The sequence below is a fragment of the Alteribacillus iranensis genome (assembly GCF_900113025.1).
In the GTDB taxonomy this organism is placed as follows: domain Bacteria; phylum Bacillota; class Bacilli; order Bacillales; family Marinococcaceae; genus Alteribacillus_A; species Alteribacillus_A iranensis.
This window is the reverse complement of sequence record NZ_FONT01000001.1, coordinates 387320-410112: the sequence shown is the minus strand read 5'-3', so window position 1 is coordinate 410112 and position 22793 is coordinate 387320. Positions and strand designations below refer to the sequence as shown.

The 22793-nt window shown below is 41.0% G+C and carries 22 protein-coding genes; 10 read left to right on the top strand and 12 right to left on the bottom strand.

Annotation, left to right across the window (positions count from 1 at the left end):
• Positions 1-30: 30 nt before the first annotated feature.
• Positions 31-1182 carry a conserved virulence factor C family protein gene (locus BM095_RS02135; protein ID WP_091656754.1) on the bottom strand — a complete coding sequence of 384 codons (1152 nt, stop codon included), beginning with the start codon at positions 1180-1182 and terminating at the stop codon, positions 31-33.
• A 157-nt stretch (positions 1183-1339) separates the two neighbouring features.
• On the opposite strand from BM095_RS02135, the gene BM095_RS02130 reads away from it, so the two are divergent.
• A complete protein-coding gene (locus tag BM095_RS02130; RefSeq protein ID WP_091656751.1) occupies positions 1340-2068 on the top strand; it encodes a metallophosphoesterase family protein in 729 nt (242 codons plus the stop codon).
• Between the two features lie 69 nt (positions 2069-2137).
• Here the strand turns inward: BM095_RS02130 and BM095_RS02125 are convergent, their stop codons facing one another.
• The 3 genes from BM095_RS02125 to ilvA form a co-directional block, all read right to left on the bottom strand.
• A complete protein-coding gene (locus BM095_RS02125) occupies positions 2138-2458 on the bottom strand; it encodes a thioredoxin family protein (protein ID WP_091656749.1) in 321 nt (106 codons plus the stop codon).
• A gap of 76 nt (positions 2459-2534) precedes the next feature.
• Positions 2535-3296 carry a DUF3891 family protein gene (locus BM095_RS02120; RefSeq protein ID WP_091656746.1) on the bottom strand — a complete coding sequence of 254 codons (762 nt, stop codon included), beginning with the start codon at positions 3294-3296 and terminating at the stop codon, positions 2535-2537.
• Between the two features lie 85 nt (positions 3297-3381).
• The gene (gene ilvA / locus BM095_RS02115; protein ID WP_091656743.1) at positions 3382-4629 is read right to left on the bottom strand and encodes a threonine ammonia-lyase IlvA; all 1248 of its coding nucleotides are present in this window, start codon (positions 4627-4629) and stop codon (positions 3382-3384) included.
• A 277-nt stretch (positions 4630-4906) separates the two neighbouring features.
• Here ilvA and BM095_RS16460 point away from each other — a divergent pair, with 277 nt between their 5' ends.
• The 4 genes from BM095_RS16460 to BM095_RS02095 all read left to right on the top strand — a co-directional run bounded on the left by BM095_RS16460 (position 4907) and on the right by BM095_RS02095 (position 8022).
• Positions 4907-5083, top strand: a complete 177-nt coding sequence (locus BM095_RS16460; RefSeq protein ID WP_177194655.1) for a hypothetical protein — start codon at positions 4907-4909, stop codon at positions 5081-5083.
• A 273-nt stretch (positions 5084-5356) separates the two neighbouring features.
• Positions 5357-5662 carry a phasin family protein gene (locus BM095_RS02105; protein ID WP_091656737.1) on the top strand — a complete coding sequence of 102 codons (306 nt, stop codon included), beginning with the start codon at positions 5357-5359 and terminating at the stop codon, positions 5660-5662.
• Between the two features lie 44 nt (positions 5663-5706).
• Complete coding sequence (locus BM095_RS02100; RefSeq protein ID WP_091656734.1) at positions 5707-7383, top strand: ABC1 kinase family protein; 1677 nt, start codon at positions 5707-5709, stop codon at positions 7381-7383.
• 36 nt (positions 7384-7419) lie between these two features.
• The gene (locus tag BM095_RS02095) at positions 7420-8022 is read left to right on the top strand and encodes a trimeric intracellular cation channel family protein (protein WP_091656732.1); all 603 of its coding nucleotides are present in this window, start codon (positions 7420-7422) and stop codon (positions 8020-8022) included.
• Positions 8023-8131: 109 nt separating this feature from the next.
• Here BM095_RS02095 and BM095_RS02090 read toward each other — a convergent pair whose 3' ends face one another.
• Positions 8132-8515 (bottom strand): DUF302 domain-containing protein, encoded by a 384-nt coding sequence (locus tag BM095_RS02090; protein ID WP_091656729.1) that lies wholly within the window; start codon positions 8513-8515, stop codon positions 8132-8134.
• Positions 8516-8577: 62 nt separating this feature from the next.
• Positions 8578-9024, bottom strand: coding sequence for a VOC family protein (locus BM095_RS02085; RefSeq protein WP_091656726.1), 447 nt, complete (start codon positions 9022-9024; stop codon positions 8578-8580).
• Positions 9025-9207: 183 nt separating this feature from the next.
• Here BM095_RS02085 and BM095_RS02080 point away from each other — a divergent pair, with 183 nt between their 5' ends.
• Genes BM095_RS02080 through BM095_RS02070 form a run of 3 tightly spaced genes read left to right on the top strand, consistent with a single transcriptional unit; the run spans position 9208 to position 12091 of the window.
• On the top strand, positions 9208-10644 hold the full coding sequence (locus BM095_RS02080; protein ID WP_091656722.1) for an MFS transporter: 1437 nt from the start codon (positions 9208-9210) through the stop codon (positions 10642-10644).
• A gap of 59 nt (positions 10645-10703) precedes the next feature.
• A complete protein-coding gene (locus tag BM095_RS02075) occupies positions 10704-11891 on the top strand; it encodes an amidohydrolase (protein ID WP_091656719.1) in 1188 nt (395 codons plus the stop codon).
• Complete coding sequence (locus BM095_RS02070; protein WP_091656717.1) at positions 11867-12091, top strand: hypothetical protein; 225 nt, start codon at positions 11867-11869, stop codon at positions 12089-12091. Before BM095_RS02075 ends, BM095_RS02070 begins: the two co-directional genes overlap by 25 nt.
• Before the next feature lie 408 nt (positions 12092-12499).
• Here BM095_RS02070 and BM095_RS02065 read toward each other — a convergent pair whose 3' ends face one another.
• The 4 genes from BM095_RS02065 to BM095_RS02050 form a co-directional block, all read right to left on the bottom strand.
• Entirely contained in the window at positions 12500-13333 is an 834-nt protein-coding gene (locus BM095_RS02065; protein ID WP_091656714.1) for a sulfurtransferase, read from the bottom strand.
• 25 nt (positions 13334-13358) lie between these two features.
• The gene (locus tag BM095_RS02060; protein ID WP_091656711.1) at positions 13359-13727 is read right to left on the bottom strand and encodes a YppE family protein; all 369 of its coding nucleotides are present in this window, start codon (positions 13725-13727) and stop codon (positions 13359-13361) included.
• Positions 13728-13773: 46 nt separating this feature from the next.
• Positions 13774-14259, bottom strand: coding sequence for a helix-turn-helix domain-containing protein (locus BM095_RS02055; RefSeq protein WP_091656709.1), 486 nt, complete (start codon positions 14257-14259; stop codon positions 13774-13776).
• 164 nt (positions 14260-14423) lie between these two features.
• Complete coding sequence (locus tag BM095_RS02050) at positions 14424-14684, bottom strand: DUF370 domain-containing protein (RefSeq protein ID WP_091656706.1); 261 nt, start codon at positions 14682-14684, stop codon at positions 14424-14426.
• 163 nt (positions 14685-14847) lie between these two features.
• Here BM095_RS02050 and recU point away from each other — a divergent pair, with 163 nt between their 5' ends.
• Both recU and BM095_RS02040 read left to right on the top strand, forming a co-directional pair.
• The gene (gene recU, locus BM095_RS02045) at positions 14848-15456 is read left to right on the top strand and encodes a Holliday junction resolvase RecU (RefSeq protein WP_091656704.1); all 609 of its coding nucleotides are present in this window, start codon (positions 14848-14850) and stop codon (positions 15454-15456) included.
• Positions 15457-15519: 63 nt separating this feature from the next.
• Positions 15520-18306 carry a PBP1A family penicillin-binding protein gene (locus BM095_RS02040; RefSeq protein ID WP_091656701.1) on the top strand — a complete coding sequence of 929 codons (2787 nt, stop codon included), beginning with the start codon at positions 15520-15522 and terminating at the stop codon, positions 18304-18306.
• Between the two features lie 170 nt (positions 18307-18476).
• Here the strand turns inward: BM095_RS02040 and BM095_RS02035 are convergent, their stop codons facing one another.
• Together BM095_RS02035 and nth are read right to left on the bottom strand one after the other, a co-directional pair.
• Positions 18477-22049: a dynamin family protein gene (locus BM095_RS02035; protein WP_177194654.1), complete on the bottom strand. Its 3573-nt coding sequence runs from the start codon at positions 22047-22049 to the stop codon at positions 18477-18479.
• A 73-nt stretch (positions 22050-22122) separates the two neighbouring features.
• A complete protein-coding gene (gene nth / locus BM095_RS02030) occupies positions 22123-22785 on the bottom strand; it encodes an endonuclease III (RefSeq protein ID WP_091656695.1) in 663 nt (220 codons plus the stop codon).
• Positions 22786-22793: the final 8 nt, after the last annotated feature.

The following is a 22793-nucleotide window of genomic DNA, read 5'->3' as shown; positions in this document are numbered from 1 at the left end:
TTCCTTTTCCATCGCAATAACGTAAGGAGTTTAATTATTTTTCTTTGCCTTCTTCTTCTCTTCCAGCATATCAGTCATTTGTTTCCAAACGGATCCCTTGGCTTCTTCTCCACCTTCTATTCTCTCTAATGCCATTTTTGCCTGCATCGCCACTTCAAATTCAGGATCATCTGCTGCTTCCCTTAGCGCATCTACTGCTGTTTCATCTCCTACTTCATAAAGAAACATAGCGGCCCGCCAACGGACGAGCTTGCTCGAATCTTTTAAAGCTTCCACCATGGCCGGAACCCCTGCTTTATCCCCCAGGTCTGAAAAGCAGTCTCCTGCCGTCCGGCGTACGGTAACCGATTTATCTTGGAGGGCTTGGCGAAGTAATGGAAGAATAAGCGGTTTTTCAACCATTCCAATACAGACTACTGCTTGCCTTCTCACAGAAGCTTTTTCATCATGCAAGGCCTTTTCAAGAACAGGCAAGTCATCTTCACTAGGGTCCATTTGCTCCAAAGCTGCATACCGATTTCTCCAGTCCGGATCGTCCAGCATCTCAGCAGTTACTTTAATATATCGTGGTTGGTCTTGGGTTTCTTCATTCTTACCATGTTGTGCTTTATTTACAAGCCGATCCAGACGTTCATTGGAGTATGCAGCATCTACTTCTTCAGCTACCTCTTTTCCGATTGCGTCCAGGTCATTTCCATATCGAACACCGTGATCCACCCACTGCCGCTCCATGACAATGTTGTCGTCGTCTTTCTGTGCTTTAAACGCCGCGTCTTGAAAACGGGTGGGCAGCCCTTCTCTCTTCTCTTCTTCTCCAGCAACCAATTTCAACTGCATCGGGATTCCTTTAAACGTTTGCAGCTGAATTTGCACTTCACCAAAGGCTTCTTCTTTTTCGGTCGCTGCGCTAGAGGAATCAGTGTTTTCTTCACCAAATGCCGCTCTCACTTGAGGCAGAATAACTTTCCAGTCTACTTTGGAATGTCTTTCTACCGCCATAAAGTCAGCTACATGATATACCCCTTTTATTCCTTCAATGTCGAATAATGTTTGAATCATTTCTGGTGCTTCATCTTTATTTTTCAGTGAGTAATTGTTACTCGTTCCCGAAGGAAGTGTTGTATTTAACGTAAGCTTCATTGTATTTGGACTCGGGGTCGGTTCTATGGAGATAATTTTCATGAATAAGACTCCTTTCCATAAACTAGCTGAAGATATTGTAACACACCCCTTGTCGTTTACTAAACGAAACAGCACATGGGTTATATTGTGTCGAATGTATGTTGTATAATAGAATGATGGAATGTTCCAAACATACATACAATGAGGAGGGATTCTTGTGCAAATTGCTTTATTATCTGATATACACGGAAACGCCAGAGCATTAAAAGCGGTTTTAAAAGAGCTAAAAATGCAAAAAATTGATCAATTATATGTGTTAGGAGATCTGTGTTACCGGGGACCTGAGCCTAAAAATTCGTTGGAAACCGTCCGTTCTTATCCTGCAAAAGTTTTAAAAGGAAATGCAGATGAGTGGATCGTCCGCGGGGTAAAGAAAGGAGAAGTTCCTGACAAGGCTTTGGCTCTTATGAATCAAGAGAGAGAATGGGCATTGGAACGATTAACTTCTGATGATTTACATTATCTCGAGCAATTGCCGGAATTTTTTGTGGACGAGTTAAGTGACGAGGTTACAATGCATGCTTTTCATGCCACCCCGGACAGTTTATTTGATGTTGTTCCTGCAGATGCTTCGGATGACACCTTAGAAAACCAATTAAACACGCGCGAAGAAGCAAATTTAATCGTCTATAGTCATGTTCATACCCCGTTCATACGTAAGATTGGAGACAAGACGTATATTAATACAGGAAGCGTAGGCCTTCCTTTTGACGGCGACCCGCGGCCATCCTATGTTCTTGTAAACATTCATGAAGGGGACATTTCTGCTTCGATTGAAAGGGTAGAGTATGATAATGAAAAAGTCATGAGGCAGTATGATGCAAACGACTATCCGAATAGCGAACAAATGAAACATGTTATTCAAACAGGACAGAAACCAGGCTAGAATAGAGGATCCTGAAAAAAAGGGGAATTCTTTTAGAACCTACTAAAAGGTTCTGCCGGAATCCCCTTGTCATTTGTTTTGAAACAATGGGTAAATTCGTTCTATTAAAGAGGGCAGGGAATGAAAAGCATAAATCGTTTTAATATTTTCTCCATCTTGAAAAACCTTTAAACAAGGGACACTCGTTACTTTCTCCCGCTGCATAAATTCCGGAATGATATTCGCATTCACCTTCACCATCTGGACATCCCGCAGCACTTCTTCTAACGGGATCAGCATTTGCTCTGCTCTCTTGCATGTCCCACATAACGGCGTATATAAAAATAATAGGAGTGACTCTTCGTTTCGTATCAAGTCCATGAGTGATGATTCTTCTGTGATCTCTTTCATTAGTTAAACTTCCTTTACTTTCTTATAATGGTATGCTTACTACTGAGTGCAACACTGTTGTGTTTCCTACATTTCCTCAACAGAATGTTAGAACTCTCTCGCAGCTCTCAGCATTGGCAAAAGCAATCTCCAATCCATCTCGTTCTATCGTTCTTTTCCTTACTTTCTTTCCTTGTATGCTGACAGTGACTCGACGTTTGAGTGGGAACGGTTGTAACGTGATTTCCTGGTTCGTTCGGTATAATGGATAAATGACATCTTCATTCAAAAACGGAAAAGTATGACGGAAACCATGCTTGAACCAGTTTATTTCTTCCTCTTTCGCTGCCCCTGGTTTATTCATACAGGCGTACAATGATAAGTCATCACAAAACTGTAAGAGGGAGAGATGCCATTCCTCCTTTCTTCCTTCCATTTCTTCTTCTATTAATTCTTTTCGCAGCCATTTTTGTCGTTTTTCTTCAGATCGCAAAAATATCTGTCCTTCCTTCGACGAGCTTTCTCCGAAAAACGAAGAATAGTGCAAGCTGACAAGCAATCCACTGTACTTGTGCATCGCAGTCACTTCTTCTATCCCTTTTTGATAAGCGGCCAGTTTTTTTGTTTCAGGATAGTCCGTGAAGGAGTGAGGGGCCCCTTTTTCCATATTTATGGTTGGAGATTGATCTAATGGGATCCAGGCACGATCATGGTGACGTATCGCTTGTAACACTTCTTCATAAAGCGGTTCTTTTTCTAATGCAGCATCGCCCCATTCTTTAGCAAGACACCAGGATACACGTGCATGTTCGTGTTGATCTATCAATTCATAATAATCCCCAAAATCATTAACAATCACGAGCGATCCCTCCTCATCAAATCCATTGACTCCATTTTAACCACTCTCTTCTGATTTCTAAAAGAAAAACCCTCCGTATGGAAGGTTAAATTAAGAAATTGAATAGACTTTCTTCTTTATTGATCTCATGATAACGAAAACCTTTGCTTCTCATCCTGTCAATAAGCGGCCGATAATCTTTGCTATCTGCCAGTTCAATTCCAACTAAGGCAGGTCCCTTTGTTTTGTTATTCTTTTTATTATACTCAAACCGAGTGATGTCATCATTCGGTCCCAGCACTTCATGAAGAAACTCGCGAAGCGCCCCTGCACGCTGCGGGAAATCGACGATAAAATAGTGCTGCAGCCCTTCATATCTCAGTGATTTTTCTCTCATTTCTTCCATCCGTCCGATATCGTTATTGCCGCCGCTCACTACACATACGATGGTTTTTCCTTTGATCTCATCTTTGAAGAAATCTAACGCTGAAATTGGCATAGCCCCTGCCGGTTCTGCAACGAGCGCGTTTTCATTATATAATTGAAGAATGGTGGTACAAATTTTTCCTTCCGGCACGAGTGAAATATCGTCTACGACAGTTTGACAAACTTCAAAAGGAATATCTCCCACTCGTTTCACGGCAGCTCCATCGACAAATTTGTCAATATCCCCGAGTTCCACCACTTCATTTTTATCCAACGAAGCTTTCATACTAGCTGCTCCGGCAGGCTCTGTTCCAATGATTTTCGTATCAGGTGAGATAGACTTAATATATGTTCCGACTCCAGAGATTAATCCTCCCCCACCGATGGAACAGAAAACATAATCAATATGTTCTTCAATGTCATTCATGATTTCCATGCCGACTGTTCCTTGTCCAGCAATGATTTTTTCGTTATTAAAAGGATGAATAAAAGCCATTTCATTTTCTTCACAAAACGTAATTGCTTCTTGGTAGGAGTCATCAAATGTATCGCCCGTTAAAATAACATCGACATACTCTTTGCCAAATAGTTTCACCTGACTTACTTTTTGACGAGGTGTCGTCGTTGGCATAAATATTTTTCCTTTTACTTTTAAGGCCTTACAGGAATAAGCCACTCCTTGAGCATGGTTTCCTGCGCTTGCGCATACGACACCATTTTCCATTCGTTCTTCCGGGAGACTATGCATTAAATGGTAAGCCCCTCGTAACTTAAAGGAACGAACCACTTGTAGGTCTTCTCTTTTTAAATATACATTTGCACCGTATCGCTCAGATAACACTTGGTTTTTCTGTAGCGGTGTGTGTGTAACCACATCTTTTAATGTTTGATTGGCAATGATAATATCTTCGATGTGAATTTTACTCATATTTCATTTTCCTTTCCAATGATAAACTAACTAACGCCTACTCTGTGTTTCAAACGAAACGAGAAGATTTCTTTTCCAATTTAACCGATACCTAAGTAGTGGTACTTCAACAGTTAACAGTGTAACATACCCATTAACACTTCTACCTCTATTAGGATAACAAAAATTGAAGAACAATTGATAATTTATAGGTCAAACTATATAATAAATGGGGATAACATATTTGTTTGTATATTTATTGGTGTACATACTATTATAAAAGAAGAGGTGGTTAATGATGAATAAATGGTTGACTGCATTGTTTGCAGCTCTAGCTGTTGCACTAATCCCTTCCCAAGCGTTTGCCGCAGAAGCCAGCTGGGAAGACGCTGAACCATTGTTTCTTACGATTTTAATTGTACTTTCTATTGCTTCCCTTCTCTATTTCATCTATTCGATGATCCGGAATGTGTAATAGTAAGTAAAGTACAAGCATCCTGAAGAAGACCTTAACAGAACGGTTCACTATCTGTTAAGGTCTTTTTTCTAATATCAGAATTTATAAAATCACAAACGTCAACAGTGTCTGCTAAGTACGCGAACGTCCTGTTTGCAACGCAGAAGTCAGCCCTTCCCAGGGCGCTTGCGCTTTTCTCGTTTGCTCCTCTTAATGTTTAATCCCATACTATTTGGTAAAATAAAGTAAGGAAACATAGTATAGTAGAAACTTCTTAAAGGAGGAGTCTTCATGAATGACATGTTAAAAAAAGGATTTTTTCTTGGCCTTGGGGTAGCGGCGTATGGCCGGGAAAAAATACAAACCTATGTAGATGAGCTCGTATCAAAAGGTAAGCTAACTCCGAGAGAAGCAGAAGAATGGAAAGAAGAACTGATTCAAAAAGGACAGGATACAGAAAAAGAGTGGTCTCAGCAAACGAAAACGAAAATGCAGAAATCCTTTAAAGAAATGGGACTGGCTACAGAAGATGATATCAATCGATTAGAAGCGAAATTGATGGCAATAGAGAAGAAACTCGAAGAAGGAGAAAATTAAAGATTTCTTACATTCGAAAGCCGTCATAGGGAAAGGAATCCATTATGTCTCTTACACAAAGTTTAAAGCATGCCAACAGATACCGTAAAATAGCTGCAACTTTGGCTCGCCATGGTTTCGGTTATATCCTTCAAGAAGTAGGTCTATTTCATGTGTTATCCTTGCCGAAACGTCTTACCGCTGACCCTGGCGACACGAACCTGCATTCCATTGGGAGACGACTCCGACGTGTTTTGGAGGAATTGGGCCCCACCTTTATTAAACTCGGCCAGCTTATCAGCACAAGAAAAGATATATTTCCTCCTTCTATTATTGAAGAGTTAGAAAAACTCCAAGATGATGTCTCTTCTTTTCCTTTTGAACAAGTAAAACAAATTATTGAAAGTGATTTAGGCTATTCATTGGAGGACATATTTGCGGACTTTCAAGAAGTACCGTTAGCAGCGGCTTCGATCGGGCAAGTGCATGTGGCGACTCTTCACGACGGACGTAAGACAGCGGTCAAAGTCTCGAGACCTCATATTAAAGATACTATTGAAACAGATATCGATATTTTACGTGATCTTGCCAAGTTGTTTACACAGCGTTTTCACTGGGCACGGTTTTATCGGCTGCAAGATTTAGTGGAGGAATATGTGGACGCCATTCGCGATGAAACAGATTACTACGTAGAAGCGCGCAATACAGAAAAAATGAAAACGATTATGAAAGACTGTCCCCATATCGTTATTCCCGAAGTCATGAATGAATATTGCAGCCGACGTGTTTTAACGATGACATTTATCGATGGGATAAAATTGTCGCACATGGATGAGGAGCATACAGATATCAATAAACCGTTATTAGCCCGCTCTTTAATAAATGCCTTTTTGCATCAAGTCCTTATTCATGGGTTTTTTCACAGTGATCCTCACCCGGGAAACATCATATTTGTCGATCGAGAAACGGCATCTTTCATTGATTTCGGCCAAATTAGCCGTCTGAATAAGACGATGAGAGCCCAATTTATTGATTTCGTCATTGCTATGACTAGAAAGCAACCTTCCAAAGTCGCAAACTCTATTTTTGAAATGGCAGACGTGCCAAATGAGTTGGATAGCGATCAGTTAGAAGAAGATGTGGAATACCTACTAGAGAAATATTATGACAGACCCCTTCAAGACGTTCGCTTCGGCGAAGCAGTCAACGACATTTTTTTCACAGCTCAGCGTTATGAGCTGCAAATTTACAAAGAGTACACGATGCTTGCGAAAGCCCTTATTACACTTGAAAGTGTCATCGAATATCTTGATCCCGACTTAAGTATTGTGGAAGTAGCTGAGCCTTACGGAAAAATGCTAGCGAAAGAAAAATTAAACCCAAAAGATACTTTGCAAAAATGGTGGGAAGAGAGTCAAAAACAAAAAGAATATTTATTCGATCTTCCGCGAGAGCTGCGTGACACGCTAGCGAAGCTAAATAAAGGCCACGTCGGCGTAGAAATGCAGATTCCAAAAATTAATATATTTTTAAATAAATTGGATCGGATCAGCAACAGGCTTTCCTTCAGCATTATCTTGTTAGCTTTCAGCATTATCATGGTCGGTCTTATTATTGGATCCACCTTTGGAGATTCTTCATCCCCGCTTGTGCGCCTTCCCGTTATTGAAGTTGGCTTTATCGTCTCTTTCCTGCTGTTTTTATGGCTCCTTTATGCTATCTTCAAATCAGGAAGATTTTAGCCTTAACTGCTCGCGCAGCGGAAGGGGAATACACGTATGACATGGGATGTATTGAACATCATTGGTACCATTGCTTTTGCTCTAAGTGGAGTTTTTGTCGCCATGGAAGAAGAATATGATTTAATGGGAGTTTATATATTGGGGTTCGTCACGGCTTTCGGAGGCGGAGCCGTTCGTAACTTATTGATCGGAGTTCCGATTACGACGCTTTGGGACCAAGGTCTTTTATTTATTATCGCTTTTCTTATTATGACCATCGCCTTTCTTCTTCCTTCCTATCTCCTCGAAACATGGTCACGTTGGGGCGTCTTTTTTGACGCGATTGGTTTAGGGGCTTTCGCCGTCCAAGGCGCTATGTATGCGGCAGAAATGAACTTACCGTTAAGTGCTTCTATCGCGGCTGCCGCCTTAACTGGCACAGGTGGCGGAATGATACGTGATTTATTAGCCGGAAGGAGGCCATTAGTTTTAAAGAAAGAGGTTTATATCGCTTGGACGACACTAGCTGGAATTTTTGTAGGTGCCGGCTGGATACACTCCATGCCGGGGTACTTAATCATTTTAGCGTTAATTGTTATGTTCCGAATGTTATCTGTTCGCTATCATTGGAGTCTTCCCCGTCGGCGTATTAATATGTAAAAACAAGTTTTAGAAACAGACAACGGATAAATAACATAAACCCTCACATAAAAGACCCTTAAGACGAAGCATTCCTCGTCCAAGGGTCTTACCTTTCCCGCCGTTTTTGTTAAACGGAGCGATCCATACATTCCATTAAACGGTCTTCTATATCCTTTGCAAATTCTTTAAGAGAGTCATCGTTGACCATTTCAATTAATGATGTAGGCCTGGGCATGCCAATTTTTGTCGTCTCTTTATCTTGATACACAACGATTTTGCATGGAAGGAAATAACCTACCATTTGATTTTCGGATAATACACGCTGCGCTTCTTTCGGGTTGCAAACTTCCAGGACATGATAAGGTTGATCGAATTCAAACCCTTTGCTCTGTAATGTCTCCCTAATATCAAAATGCCAAAGCACCCCGAAGCTTTCTTCTTTTAAGCTTTTTTCTAAAGATGAGATCGTGTCTTCGATGGACTGATTGGTTTCCACTGTATAATGAAACATATCTTCACCTCCTGTTTCATTTCCATTCTATTTGTTCCCTGATCGCTATCCTTTCAATCCCCCTAATTTTCCCTGTTTTCCTTTTTTTGTTCCTCCCAAAGCCGGAGTCGCTCTTCCTGACTCACTTCTTTATGTATTTGATGCAGCATCCACATGTAACCGAAAGGGTCCAAGAAGATGGCATTCGACACACCATAGTCAGGCAGTTCTGTTACAGGCTGTATTTCTGTAGCACCTGCATCCATTGCCTTTCTAAATGTGTCTTTTATGTCTGGCACCATCACATTCACCCAACTTGTTTTTGGATCATCCGGTGTAGGTGCGATTAAATGAAACGCGGGGTTCTCATCTAATAGATGAAAGCGAACATCATATAAGGTAAAAATCACTTCACTTTCGCCGCGGGAGACATCGGAAACCTCTATTCGCTCGATATCAAATATACGTTCGTATAATTCCAATGCTTTCACACTATCTTTGACAACCATATCTATTTCTACTCCAACCATTACAAGTACACTCCTCTTCTAAGTACCATTTTGAACAGCGGTGCCTTTTACATTCTCGACAGCTTCATTTCCCACTTATCATTGTACAACAGGTCATCTTAACACAAGCCCATAAATTTCGAGAAAGAGGTACACAATAAACGTATACTTTTACTGCCAGTCATTTATATAAGGGGAGATACGATGAGTACCACAACTTATAAAGGCACCAATCAATTAATTATTGGAATCGTATTTGGAGTCATTACGTTCTGGCTCTTTGCCCAAGCGATGGTCAACATTGTTCCCGCTGTCCAAAATGATTTGGGAATTAATATGGGTACGTTAAATATTGCCATCAGTCTCACGTCTTTGTTTTCTGGTCTGTTTATCGTCGTAGCTGGTGGGTTAGCTGATCGATTAGGACGGAAGAAAATCACTTATATCGGCTTGATTTTAAGTGTAATTGGTTCTTTATTGCTCGTGTTGGCTCAAGGGGCCTTTCTTTTAATCATCGGACGTGTATTACAAGGGTTGTCGGCGGCATGTATCATGCCAGCAACCATTGCTTTAATGAAAGCTTTCTTTGAAGGCGAAGAACGTCAACGTGCACTAAGTTACTGGTCCATCGGGTCTTGGGGAGGGTCTGGTATCACTTCATTCGCCGGTGGTGCCATTGCCACCTATATGGGCTGGAGATGGATTTTCGTTTTTTCCATTATATTTTCTTTACTCGCTATGTGGTTGATTAGAGAAGTTCCAGAAAGTAAGGCAGAAACAAATCATGCCTTTAAATTTGACTTTGGCGGCTTAACCATATTTATTATCGCTGTCTTAGCATTGAACATTGTTATTACACAAGGTGAAAACTTGGGATGGACTAATCCCATTACTCTTTTATTAGCAGCTGTTGTCATTGTTGGCACTTTTATTTTCGTTCGTTATGAAAAAAATCGAGAATTGACGCCTCTTATTGATTTTAAGTTATTTAAAAACAAACCTTACACAGGTGCAACCATTTCAAACTTCTTTTTGAATGCGGTCGCAGGGACACTCATCGTTGCCAATACGTATGTCCAAGTCGGTCGAGGATTTACAGAGTTTCAATCAGGTATGCTGTCAATCGGGTATTTAGTAACCGTCCTCGCATTGATTCGTGTCGGGGAAAAAGTCATGCAGCGAGTGGGGGCAAGAAATCCGATGATTTTGGGGACGATTTTCACTTTAATTGGTGTCGCAATTATGGGACTCACTTTTCTACCCGATCTGTGGTACACCATTGTCGTGTTTCTTGGATTTATCCTATTCGGGTTAGGCCTTGGTTTATATGCCACACCTTCTACAGATACAGCTGTCGCATCGTCACCAGATAATAAAGTTGGGGAGGCCTCTGGTATTTATAAAATGGCCAGCTCCTTGGGGAATGCCTTTGGGATCGCGATTTCTGGCACCATTTATGGTGCGGTAGCTGCCTTCAGTTCCGTGGAAGTTGCGGCCACCGCAGGTATTATTACGAATGTTATTTTTGCTGTCGTGTCTTTGATCTCCATTATTGCTCTTGTTCCGAAAGAAACGGGCGGCCCCGAAACGACATCTCCACGGCAAAGTACAGCCCATTCTACTGATCCTGCGTTGGAGTAAGAAATCCTTTTGTTTATGCTCACCACAGGACTTAGTTACAGATAGAAAGGAATGAGACAATGAGAGAAAAGTTAATGGAAATGCTGGAAACCCGTAAAGACGAAATGGTGGAAATTCGTCGTTATTTACACGAAAATCCAGAGCTGTCATTTAAAGAGGAAAAGACAGCTCAATATATTGAGGATTTTTATAAAGATAAGGAAGTAGACATCGAAACGAATGTAGGGAATGGACATGGTATCATTGTTACCATTAAAGGCGGATCGGACGGTAAAACAATAGGAATTCGTGCTGATTTTGATGCATTGCCTATTAAAGAAGAAGCCGACGTACCATTTAAATCTAAACATGATGGTGTCATGCATGCCTGTGGACATGATGCCCATACCGCCTATTTGCTCATATTGGCTGATTCCCTTATCAAGTGTAAAGACGAAATAAAAGGCACAATAAAGATCATACACCAGCACGCTGAGGAAGTTCCTCCTGGTGGCGCAAAAAGCATCGTAGAAAGTGGGAAACTAGAAGACTTAGACGCCATATTTGGTATTCACGTTTTACCTTTGGATCAAGCAGGAACAGTCGGGTATCACAGTGGTTATTCATTTAATGGCCGGACGTATTTTAAATTAGTAATCAAAGGGAGAGGCGGGCATGGCTCTTCTCCCGACAAGGCCAATGATGCAATCGTTGCAGGCAGCCATTTTGTGACAGCGATCCAAACGATTATCAGCCGTAGAATAAATCCGATGACAGCTGGAGTCATCACGGTCGGTTCTTTTGATGGGAAAGGAAGCTTCAATGTTATCAAAGATACGATTGAAATAGAAGGAGATATTCGCTATTCCAATAATGAGGTACAACAGGTGATAAAAAAAGAATTTCATCGAATGGTACATGGGTTAGAAGAAATGTTTGATGTGTCTTGTGAACTAACCTATACGCCAGATTATCCGCCTTTATATAACGATCCTGAGTTAACAGAGTTTGTCGCAGAAGTGCTAAAACAAACAGAGGATAAAGACATTAAAGACGTAAAAGAATTTCCAAAAATGGCCCCCTCCGATGACTTTGCATATTACTTGGAGAACACACCTGGCTCTTATTTTTATATTGGCTGCACCCCAAAAGGTGTCGAGGAACCATACTTTAATCACCATCCAAAATTTGATATAGACGAAGACGCAATACTTGTAGCAGCAAAAGCTGTCGGCCATGTAACATGCAGCTATTTCGAGAGAAGCTAGGTTTTGTAGATGAAAGGGCTGTATTAAAAGGTCACAAAAATGACCTTTTGCGTCCTTTTTTCAATGATGTAAGAAAGAAGATTAGAGATGAGCGGCAGGCGGCCTCTCCAGCGGGAAAAGCAACAGCTGAAGATCCCACAGGAGCGGTCTTTGCTCATGAGGAAGCTGAAGCGTTGCCCGCGGAAAGCGTCCGCCGATAGCGAATCTCTTTTTCCATTAAAACGCCAAAACTTTTGAAGAAAACCTATACGAAGATGGTGGCGGCAAACCGCTGCAAAAAAGCCAACTGCCTAAGCTGTTTTAAAAAATGAGGCTGGGACAAAACTAGAATAGTCAACTCTAAAGACGAACGATCACATGTTGAAGGAGTCACCCGTTTCATAAACGCAGTGTATGAGCGTAGTCAAAATACGTAGACTCCAGCGGGAACAGCACGAGCTGAAGATCCCGCAGGAAAGCCGTTTTCGCTTTCCGAGGAAGCTGAAGCCGTGCCCGCGGAAAGCGAAGTATTTTGACAAAGCGACAACATAAGTTGTTCGGATTTATCTTTCATTTAAATACTTTTGTCCCAGCCTCTGTAACATGTAGAGCTTCTGACAGCCCCTCTTTTATTTACCATCTTCTACTGGTAAGTCATCATACGTAACCCAATCACTCCAGCTTCCTACGTACACGCGAGCATTGTCGTACCCCGCTTCTTTAAGAGCCAGCACGTTAACACAAGCTGTGACGCCGGAACCGCAATAGGAGATAATCTCTTTTTTGTCTAAAATATCTTGGAAATAATCTTTTAACATTTCATCTTTTTTCCAAACACCGTTTTCATCCAGAATATTTTTCCAAAAATAATGCTTTGCACCGGGAATATGTCCTGGTTTGCCATCCACTTCATCCTTCTTCCCGCTAAATCTCTCCTCATCCCGAGCATCAATAATCGCAACATCCTCGTCATGAAGCGCTAGTTTCACTTCTTCTAATGGTGCTTCTTGGTTTGCCTCAATATGTGGCTGGAACGTTTTCTTTGGTGGCGTTTTCATTTCTTGTTCTACTGGTTTTCCTTCGTTTTTCCACTTTGTAAAAGGCCGATCCAACACAAACACTTTCTCATGTCCTACGTATTGCAGCATCCACCAAAACCGGGCTGCCATCATTCCTCCTTGATCATCATAAGCAATGACGATTGTCTCATTATCAATACCCGCTTCAGACAATTTGTCCGTGAATGTTTCCATATCAGGGAGAGGATGTCTGCCGCCATGCGCTTCTTTTTTCCCTGACAAATCTTGCTCTAAGTCAAAATAAACAGCATTTGGAATATGACTCTCTTTGTACTCTTTGTACCCTCTCTCGCTGTTATCCAGGTAAAAACGACAATCTACGATACGGACATTGTTATCGTCTATCCGTCCTTCAAGCCAATCTGAAGACACAATATAACCCATCTCTATCTTCCCCTCTGTATGTCTTTTAGTATTTTTTGCGAATGTCATTTTGAATGCCGGACATGATGTATTCGATCGATTGTATCATTTCCCGAAAGCGCTTTTTCTTCGTGTCACTTTGAAAAGCCAAAACGGAGGAAATTAGCAAATTTTCATGCGTATCATCAATTTGTTTGATATAGAAGTAATCTGGCTTTTCCTCGACAATCCATTGTTCTGCAAGCGGCTTCCATTCATCGGCGCTTTCTTTAACTTTATCGGCAAACGGTTTTACTTCTGCAAAAAAATCAGGGGAGTAGTCTGGGTTTTCTGACACTTCCATATGGGTCTTCAGTGCTTGTTGATTATATTCCTGGAGCTCTTCCGTTATCTTCATTAATTTATTAATATCCATGTTGTGTCCCCCCTGTCTGTTATATTAACAGTGGGACGTGAACCAATCAAACGGAAAAGATTCCAGCCAGGAAATGCTTATCTTTCTTAGAGCTTTCCTTTTGTTTCTTTTTCCTGTCCCCTCCCTCTTCACGTTCGCTCTCCAGGTCGTCAAGCCGCGCTTCTATTTTCTCCAATTTTTTGTTTAACTCTCTGACTTCCCGTCGTTGCTCCATTAATTGAAAACCGATAATTTCATCTGCCTTGTTTGCTATCAATTTCTCCAGTATTTCTATTTTTTCTTCTACCTCATCCAATCGATTTATCGCTATGTGAGATGCCACGTTCGTCGTTTTTTTGTTATTTTCCATATTCTCTTGCATGTGTTGTTTGATTTCAGAAAATTGCTTTAACTGATCTTCTTGAAAATAGTAATGCCCATTGGCGTTCACAGAGTATGGCACTTCAAATTTGCGCACCCAATTCAATACAGTACCAGGAGAAACATTAAAATACTGAGCCACATCTTTCGTTTTGTACCACACTTTATCCATCCCTATTCCCCCTTACTGGATAAAGAATCATTGTTCCTAGAATACTGTTTCGACGGGCGTTTCGGAAAGCCTTTCCTCCTGACAGAACTAGTGGTTATTCGATGAAGTCAGTGCATCTACTATATATACTTACAAAAAAAGACCCCGGCTCAAGCTGCCGAGGTTTAATTGGAACTTTCTTCTATGTTTTCATGAAGCCGTTGTGCGACCGTTTCCGGTTGAATAGCAGATAAAAGAACATGGTCACTATCCGCTAAAATAATGCTTCTTGTTTTTCTTCCATTTGTAACATCAATCAGCATTTTTCTCTCACGGGCTTCTTGAATCAATCGTTTTGTTGGAGCTGAATCTGAACTGACAATCGATACAATTCGATCTGGAGGCATCATATTGCCAAATCCAAGATTAACTGGTTTTTGAGACATATTTATTCCTCCTTCCCCTCTATATCTAATCGTAACACGTTTATCCCTAGGATTGTCCAATAATTCGGTAGCATAGTTCTTTTTTCTGTTCTTTCCTAAATAAAATTATGCTAATATATAGTGATGGCATTTTGGAGAAAAGTACCGGAAGGACGGTGTTCATATGACGATACGCTATCCAGGCGGAAAAAAATACTCTCCCCGTTCTGATAAGTTAAACTCGAGGTTAGCTCAAAAAAAATCACTGCAATATGCCAATCGAGGAATGACACTTGAGGAAGATTTAAATGAAACTAACCTTTATTATAGACAGATAGGCCGTGCCGTTATTCATAAAAAACCTACGCCTGTTCAAGTTGTCCAAGTAGATTATCCGAAAAGAAGCGCTGCTAAAATTACCGAAGCTTATTTTAAACAGCCTTCTACGACTGATTTCAACGGTGTGTATAGAGGCAAATATATTGATTTCGAAGCAAAAGAAACAAAGAATAAAACATCATTTCCTTTTGGGAACATTCACGCACACCAAGCTGAGCACATGAAGAACGTACAAGAACATGGTGGGTTGTCGTTTTTGATTATACGATTTTCACAATTTGAAGAGACGTACTTATATGATGCTTCTCATTTTTTACAATGGTATTTCGAGCAATCCGAGCGTAAATCCATCCCGAAACGAGAGATTGAAAAGGCAGGTCATTTCATACCGACAACCTTCCGGCCTCGCCTGGACTATCTTTCTATCTTGGATCAATTTTATTTATCAATGTAACGTTTGCTTGAAATATGTCGACCAAAACATTGAAAGGCAGAAGTGCGGAAAGGAAGAAAGAGCATGAGCGACAATTATCGTTCACGAACTGAACGACGCAAGGCACAAGAAACTACTAAACGTAAAAATAAACCAAAAAAGACAAAATCAAATAAACCAATATGGAAGAAAATTGTTATTTCATTATTGATCGCCCTCGTTTTACTGATGGGAGCGGGTATCGCAGGAGCGGCTATTATTATAAGTGGAGCGCCTCCTCTCGACCCCGATGAACTCGTGTTTTCGCAGGCAGCTGAGATATACGACCAAAATGACGAAGAAGTAACAAGACTCCAATCAAGTGAAAATCGGGATTTAGTAGATATAGACAATGTACCGGAGCACGCGAAAGCTGCTTTTGTGGCGGTGGAGGATGTTCGATTTTACGATCATTTTGGAATCGATATAAAACGCTTATTCGGTGCCGTTGCAGCTAACTTTACAGAAGGTTTCGGCGCGGAAGGTGCAAGTACGATTACCCAACAGGTAGTAAAAAATGCGTTTCTATCACAAGAAAAAACAATTACCCGTAAAGTGCAAGAACAGTATCTTGCTGTCCGTCTGGAACAACAATACAGCAAAAATCAAATTCTGGAAATGTATTTGAACTTAATTTATTTCAACAAAGGTGCTCACGGAATCGGTGAAGCTGCCAGCGTTTATTTTAATAAATCCGACGTCTCTGAACTGACGATTGAAGATGCAGCGCTGCTCGCAGCCATTCCGAGACGCCCAAGCTATTATGACCCGACGATAAACCCACAAGAAGCTAAAGATCGCCGTGATATGATTATTAACCTCATGGTAGAGCATGGTTTTATATCAGAGCAAGACGGTGAGACAGCGAAACAGGTTACGATAGAACAACAAATAGATTTCAATCCTCCACAGAATGATCCTGTTTACGACTCCTTCATCAGTCAAGTACAAAGCGAGTTAGAACAAATAGATGGAATTACCACGAATGACTTGTATACAGCGGGTCTTAAAGTTTATACGACGTTGGATACGGATGCGCAGAAATATGCTGAGCAAGTGATCCAAACGAATGAATATATCAGCCATTATCCAGATAGTGAAGAGTTCCAAGTAGGTTTTACTTTGCTTGATACAGAGTCAGGGGCAATTAAAGCGATGGTCGGAAACAGGCAAAGCCAAGATGTTTCAAGAGGCTTTAATTACGCAGCCAGATCTTCCGCCCAGCCAGGCTCCACGATAAAGCCTATCCTTGACTATGGACCGGCCATCGAGTATAACAAGTGGTCGACGTACCACCAAATTGAAGATAGCCCCCATCAATATTCCAACGGGGGAGACATTCGAAACTATTCCGGTACTTACTCTGGAAATGTCAGTATGAGAGAAGCTTTAGTCCGTTCCCTAAATATACCTGCTGTAAAAGCTCTTCAGCAAACGGGACTTGAGCGTGCAGGTGATTTTGCAAGAAATCTGGGGATACCAGTTGAACAAGTGTATGAATCTTACGCTCTCGGCGGCTTCTCAAATGGCGTATCCAGTCTTGACATGGCTGGAGCTTATGCTGCATTTGGAAATGGCGGAATGTACACAGAGCCATACACCGTCCGCAAAATTGAATTTCCTGACGGCAGAGTGATGGAACTGGAGCCGTCTTCCGAACGAGTAATGCAAGATTACACCGCGTACATGATTACGGACGTCTTAAAAGACGTTGTAACGGACCCAAGAGGTACCGGACGCGCAGCCAACATTCCAGGCTTGCCACTCGCCGGTAAAACAGGAACGACTAATTTTACGAATGAAGAACATCAGAAATTTAACATTCCAGCTGGCGGCGATCCTGACGTTTGGTTTACAGGCTATACTACGCAATATACCGCTGCTGTCTGGACTGGTTTTAGCGGCAATCGCGGTGAAAACTATTTAATTAATAATGAAAGCAATATTGCTAAAGAGGTTTTTAGACTTATTATGAGTCATGTCTCTGAAAATGTGGAGACCCCGGACTTCACCAAGCCGGAATCGGTGGAAGAAATAGCGATTGACGTCAATACCGGAAGACGCGCTAGTGCGTTTACTCCTTCTAGTCAGACGGTTACTGAACTCTTTGTAAAAGGAACCGGACCAGAAGCCATTCCTCAACCAGAGGAGGAGGAAGAGGATCCTGAATCGGAACCAAATGAGATTACAGGGTTAAACGCTGTTTACGAGGAAGAGTCGGATACCATCCAAGTCACTTGGAACTACAATCAAGAGGAGTTAGAGGAACTTGCATTCCAAGTCGAGCATCAAGTAGACAATAGCGGCTATGAAACGATAAGTACGCAAAATGAAATGTCCTTTTCTTTAACAGGTCCAGAACAAGGTACGACTCACCGCTTCCGGGTTACCGTCATTGACGGGGAAGGACCAAATGCCAGTACCTCTGCTGAAGTACAAGTAAATGTACCTGACCCTGATGCTGAGGAAGAAACCGAGGAAGATGAAGAAGAAGGAAATGACGAAGAGGAAAATCTTGAAGATGAGAATCCGTCAAATGGGAACAATGAAGGAGACGACCCAGAAAACGGTCAAAACGAAAATGGGAATGATTCTCCTAATAACGGAATTAACAACCCCGGAAATTCTCCAGATGGTAATTCAGACAACGAGAACGATGATAATGATAATAACGGGGAGACGAATAATGGAAACAACGGACCATCCTCAGGAAATGGAAACAATGGAAATAACTCCAATCAAGAGGAAGAGGACGATACTAATATGAATTCAAATTCAGACTCCGAAGACGATGATGTTTCCACCAATGCGTTCCCCTCTCGTTCAGAATAAACAACAGCAAGAACCGGATCTATATCAAATAGCCTAACAGAAAAAGCCATGGCGCCATCCGTTGAGATGGTACCATGGCTTTTTCGATGTTGTGCATGATGCGTGTGTCTTTCCGTCTTGGTTGGTTGCTTGGTAACCGGTTTAGACGAGATCTCTCTCGTCCGGATTCTTTAACGTTGGCTTAAATACGAATACTCTTCTTCCAAATCAGAAGCCCGAGACGGATCAAGCATCCATTGCGCTTTTTCTAATTCTTTGTCTGCTTCTTTTGTCAATAACGTACGCCCTAACTCTGATATTTCTTTCACACTTGTTTCGATGGAAGCTTGCGCCTCTTGTTCGAACGTACTGACGAGTTGATGAGTCTTTCCCTGCACAAGTTCTGTAAGCTTTTCCTTAAAATCGAGGACTTTCCTGTTTTCAAAGAAATCTTTATTTGATTTAAACATGGACATCAAGGTGTCTTTATCGATCGATAAATCATCTTGGACCGTCCATGTTCCACTCAAATCCACAGGAAGGTCAGGAGCAAAAATGGATAATTCCTCGCTTCGATGGTTGGAAAGGAATGTTTCCATATATTTTGCCGTTTCCCGTTTTATGAGCTCTTCGAGACGAATGAAAATGGTTTCTTGTTCTTGTGAAATATATTGTCTCGTAAATCCTTCTATTTCTTGCAAGGCTCCTTCCAATTGTAACTTCTGCTGTTTTTTCGTCGTTCCCGAGAGAACAGCCGGATTGACCGCATGTGAAAAGTAATCTTGCATGATAAAGCCCGTGCGCTCCTTCAAGAATGAGCTCTGTTGCTCTATTTCTTCACGGAGAGAGGACAGCACAGACGACGTATCAAATGCAGCAATGCGTACTTTGAAAGCAGCAACTTCTTCTTCTTTGTTTTTCAAGATGCGCTCTACGTTCGCTTTATCACTTCGTAAGGCGGTGAGCATCTCTTTCATTTGTTTAGTTAAGCTATCCCAACGTGCCTGGATTTTCTGGAGATGATGAAGCTTTAATTCATCCCACGTTGTCATTCTGAAATATTCTTCAAAATCTAAAAAGGCCTGACCGGTTACGGATGCCTCTTCATCCTGTTGTTTCGCTCTTAATCCTTCTTTACTAGATAACGTGAATAGGCGCGGATCTTCTATTCCGTTTCTTACTAGTTGGTCGCGAACGTGTTGTTTCACGCCATTTCTTTCTTGAGCACTATTAGCTAAGTCTGCTGCATTAATGACGAAATAAAGTTTGTCCGATTCAAAGTTTTCATTAGCTCGCCCAAGTTGTTGTAAAAACACTTGATCGGCTTTCGAAAAAGCATGGTTGTAGTAAGTCAAGTAAATGATGGCATCTGATTTCCTTAAATGCTCAAATGCTACATTGGTGTGTCTTCCGTGAATGGAGTTCACACCTGGGGTATCAATAAGCTCTAACCCTTTTTTCGTCCATTCACAGTCATAAAACACCGTTACTTCCTGAATCATACAAGCTTTTTCTTCTTGTGCGACCCACTCTTTTAACTCTGTAAGAGACACTTTAATTTCTTTTCCTAGCTCAGCGACTCTTCGACGAATGCTTTGTTGCAACGTAAATAAATAATCGGTATACGTCTTTTGATAACTGTTCAATTGATTACCATTCGGTTTTTTCCAGTCTTCAATGGATGAGAGTGTTAATGAGCTACCCAATTCACGCGCAACGGCTTGAATTTCCTCATCTAAAAAGCTCTCACTTTTTGTTTGGATAATGACCGTACCGTCCGGATTCTCTTTGGTTCCTTTTTTAATACGATTCACGGCCGCTGTAGTAGGGTGCGGGGAAACGGGCAAAGTCATATCACCCAGCATAGCGTTAATAAAACTTGACTTCCCTGCACTAAACGCACCAAACAATGAAATGACAGCATGATTGTTGTCATACTGATCCAACAGACGCGAAAGCTCCTTTTTCTCTTCCATAAAAACAGGGCGATCTTGAAATTCTTTTATATACTTCCGAATGGATGATAAAAAAGAATCGTCGGTTTGGATCTCTTTTTCAGGCAGCACTACCGCATCCTCTTCTACTGCGATAACACTTTCCTCTTCTTGAGACACATAAATTTGTACAGACGAGTCTTCGGGATAACCATTGGTTGCTGCCTCTTCTAATGATTTTATAAAATCCTTCGTCCGCCCATGTGTTTTCAGCCATTCCTCACTGACTCGCTTTTTGTCCTCTAGTTTATCTTCTATCCGTTTCCATTCATCAAGGTAAGACTGATAAATAGAAGAATCTTCTAACTTATCTTCAAGCTCTTGTTTTCTTTCTTGAAATTTCTCAGTTATCGTATTTTCATATTCTTGAAACAGCTCCTCGGTCTGCTGTTTCACATTTTTAATTATTTCAGCACTTACATTCTCTGTAAACGTAAATACAAAATTTCTATCTATTTCTGACTCAGATGAAAAACGTTGTAATAATGCTTCATCTGCAGTGAAATCTATTTGCTGCGCTTGTTCTTCATATTTCTCTTTATCGGTTAGATAGGAGGGATCTGCCTCCATAAGCATAGAGCGTACATGGAACAATAATTGAGTTTTGATTTTTTCATTTAATTCTTCAAGCAGAGCCTCTGTTCTTCTTTGTTTTTCAGCTTCTGTTTTTCCTTTTGTAAAAAAAGTACCTACTTTGAATTTTTTCTGCTGGCTCTCCAACCATAAACGTGCTTTTTCTGTTGTTGTATATGGGAACAACTGAGCGTTTTGAAATAGTTGGTTTCTCTCTTTGTATATCTTTTGCACGGCTTCTTGTTTTTCTGATTCCACATTTTCAAGTGAGTGAGCCCACGTTTCACTTTGCTTTACATCGGCAGGATCAATTCCTTTTTGTTCGAGAGATGCTTCCCACTCCTCGTATGCCTCTAATCTTTCCTCTTCTATTTTATCGAGAAGATGAAGAACAGCTCCTTCTTCAAGCCGGTGTAAACTATCCGTACGCAACGTATCGCTATGATATATTAATGATTTCAAATAATACTCTAATTCTTCATACTGGTTAAATGGATGATCTTCATGCTTCATGGACGTAAAAAATATTTCAAGAGGCTTTATTCCATATTGAACGAGCATATTACGTACTGCATTTTCAAAGGACTGAAGTGTTAGTTCTTTGTCATCGTGCTTATCTATTTGATTAATCACTAGAAGGATCGGCTTGTTTTCGGTAGAAAGTTGTTGTAAAAATTGAATATTGGTTTCCGATTGGACATGGTTATAATCAGTGACATACACAATCATGTCAGTCGTTAACAATTGATCCATCGTGACACGTTGGTGATTGTCATCGGTTGAATCTACACCAGGTGTGTCTAAAATCTTGCCATGACTGGATAAAAAAGGAAGCGGAGCAGAAATAGTAATCCCATGTACTGCTTCTCCATCCATCCCCCAGCGTTTTGCTTGGTCCCAAGGGATTTCTTCTGACCAAGCCTGTGTTTCTCCATCGGCTTTTGTGATTTCTAGTCGCACTTCACCGTTAACAATAGAAATGATATTGGCACTGGTAGGTATTGGGCTTGTCGGCAGCAGTTCATTACCTAACAATCCATTTAACAATGTCGATTTCCCTGCTGAAAAGTGTCCGCAAAAAGCGACTTCGAAAAATGGATGCTCCGCTTTTTTATCGAGCATGTGCAATCGTTTCTCATCCTCTTCATAAAACGGTAACCTAGACAGAGAAGATGTCATTAATTCCGTTTTTTCCATCTTATTCCCTCTCCCTATTCGCTGCTTGCAAATGGAAAAACGCATGGTACCAGACTATTGCTCCGAAAAGCAATCATTCCATAGCAGCTTGTCTCTTTTTCATTCTTTTTTTCCCTTCCCGGCACATATCTAAAAGTGGACATACCGGGCATTGTGGTGACTGAGCTTTACAATGATAGCGTCCGAAAAAAATCAGGCGATGATGTGTGACCGACCATTCTTCTTTCGGAACCTTTTTCATTAAAGTGTTTTCTACCTCACGAACATTATCTTTCCAACGACATATTCCTAACCTTTTCGACACCCGTTCTACATGCGTATCTACAGCAATAGCTGGCACGCCAAAAGCAACCGATGCCACCACATTAGCTGTTTTCCTGCCGACACCGGCAAGTTCCATCAATTCTTCTTTTGATTCGGGTACTTCCCCATTATATTGCTCAATCAGTGATTTTGAAAGTTTTTTAATATTTTTTGCTTTATTCCGATATAAACCAATGGATCGAATGTCCTGTTCTAATTCCTCTTGAGACACCTCTACATAATCTTCAGGTGTTTTATATTTGTTGAATAAATCAGGTGTCACTTTATTAACAAGTGCGTCTGTACATTGGGCTGATAATACAACAGCAATTAATAACTCAAACGGATTGGAGTGATGAAGTTCACACTCTGCGTCAGGAAACATTTCTCCAATCATGGTAACAGCTTCAGAGACCTGTTTATTTGTGAGCATCTTTCTTC

Coding starts and splice junctions, on each gene's coding strand:
- BM095_RS02035 (WP_177194654.1), bottom strand. CDS start 22,049: ATGGAAAAAACGGAATTAATGACATCTTCTCTGTCTAGGTTACCGTTT.
- BM095_RS02040 (WP_091656701.1), top strand. CDS start 15,520: ATGAGCGACAATTATCGTTCACGAACTGAACGACGCAAGGCACAAGAA.
- ilvA (WP_091656743.1), bottom strand. CDS start 4,629: ATGAGTAAAATTCACATCGAAGATATTATCATTGCCAATCAAACATTA.
- BM095_RS02085 (WP_091656726.1), bottom strand. CDS start 9,024: ATGGTTGGAGTAGAAATAGATATGGTTGTCAAAGATAGTGTGAAAGCA.
- BM095_RS02060 (WP_091656711.1), bottom strand. CDS start 13,727: ATGGATATTAATAAATTAATGAAGATAACGGAAGAGCTCCAGGAATAT.
- BM095_RS02135 (WP_091656754.1), bottom strand. CDS start 1,182: ATGAAAATTATCTCCATAGAACCGACCCCGAGTCCAAATACAATGAAG.
- BM095_RS02050 (WP_091656706.1), bottom strand. CDS start 14,684: ATGTCTCAAAAACCAGTTAATCTTGGATTTGGCAATATGATGCCTCCA.
- BM095_RS16460 (WP_177194655.1), top strand. CDS start 4,907: ATGAATAAATGGTTGACTGCATTGTTTGCAGCTCTAGCTGTTGCACTA.
- BM095_RS02125 (WP_091656749.1), bottom strand. CDS start 2,458: ATGAAAGAGATCACAGAAGAATCATCACTCATGGACTTGATACGAAAC.
- recU (WP_091656704.1), top strand. CDS start 14,848: ATGACGATACGCTATCCAGGCGGAAAAAAATACTCTCCCCGTTCTGAT.
- BM095_RS02095 (WP_091656732.1), top strand. CDS start 7,420: ATGACATGGGATGTATTGAACATCATTGGTACCATTGCTTTTGCTCTA.
- BM095_RS02070 (WP_091656717.1), top strand. CDS start 11,867: ATGCAGCTATTTCGAGAGAAGCTAGGTTTTGTAGATGAAAGGGCTGTA.
- BM095_RS02065 (WP_091656714.1), bottom strand. CDS start 13,333: ATGGGTTATATTGTGTCTTCAGATTGGCTTGAAGGACGGATAGACGAT.
- BM095_RS02075 (WP_091656719.1), top strand. CDS start 10,704: ATGAGAGAAAAGTTAATGGAAATGCTGGAAACCCGTAAAGACGAAATG.
- BM095_RS02080 (WP_091656722.1), top strand. CDS start 9,208: ATGAGTACCACAACTTATAAAGGCACCAATCAATTAATTATTGGAATC.
- BM095_RS02055 (WP_091656709.1), bottom strand. CDS start 14,259: ATGGATAAAGTGTGGTACAAAACGAAAGATGTGGCTCAGTATTTTAAT.
- BM095_RS02105 (WP_091656737.1), top strand. CDS start 5,357: ATGAATGACATGTTAAAAAAAGGATTTTTTCTTGGCCTTGGGGTAGCG.
- BM095_RS02100 (WP_091656734.1), top strand. CDS start 5,707: ATGTCTCTTACACAAAGTTTAAAGCATGCCAACAGATACCGTAAAATA.
- BM095_RS02090 (WP_091656729.1), bottom strand. CDS start 8,515: ATGTTTCATTATACAGTGGAAACCAATCAGTCCATCGAAGACACGATC.
- nth (WP_091656695.1), bottom strand. CDS start 22,785: ATGCTCACAAATAAACAGGTCTCTGAAGCTGTTACCATGATTGGAGAA.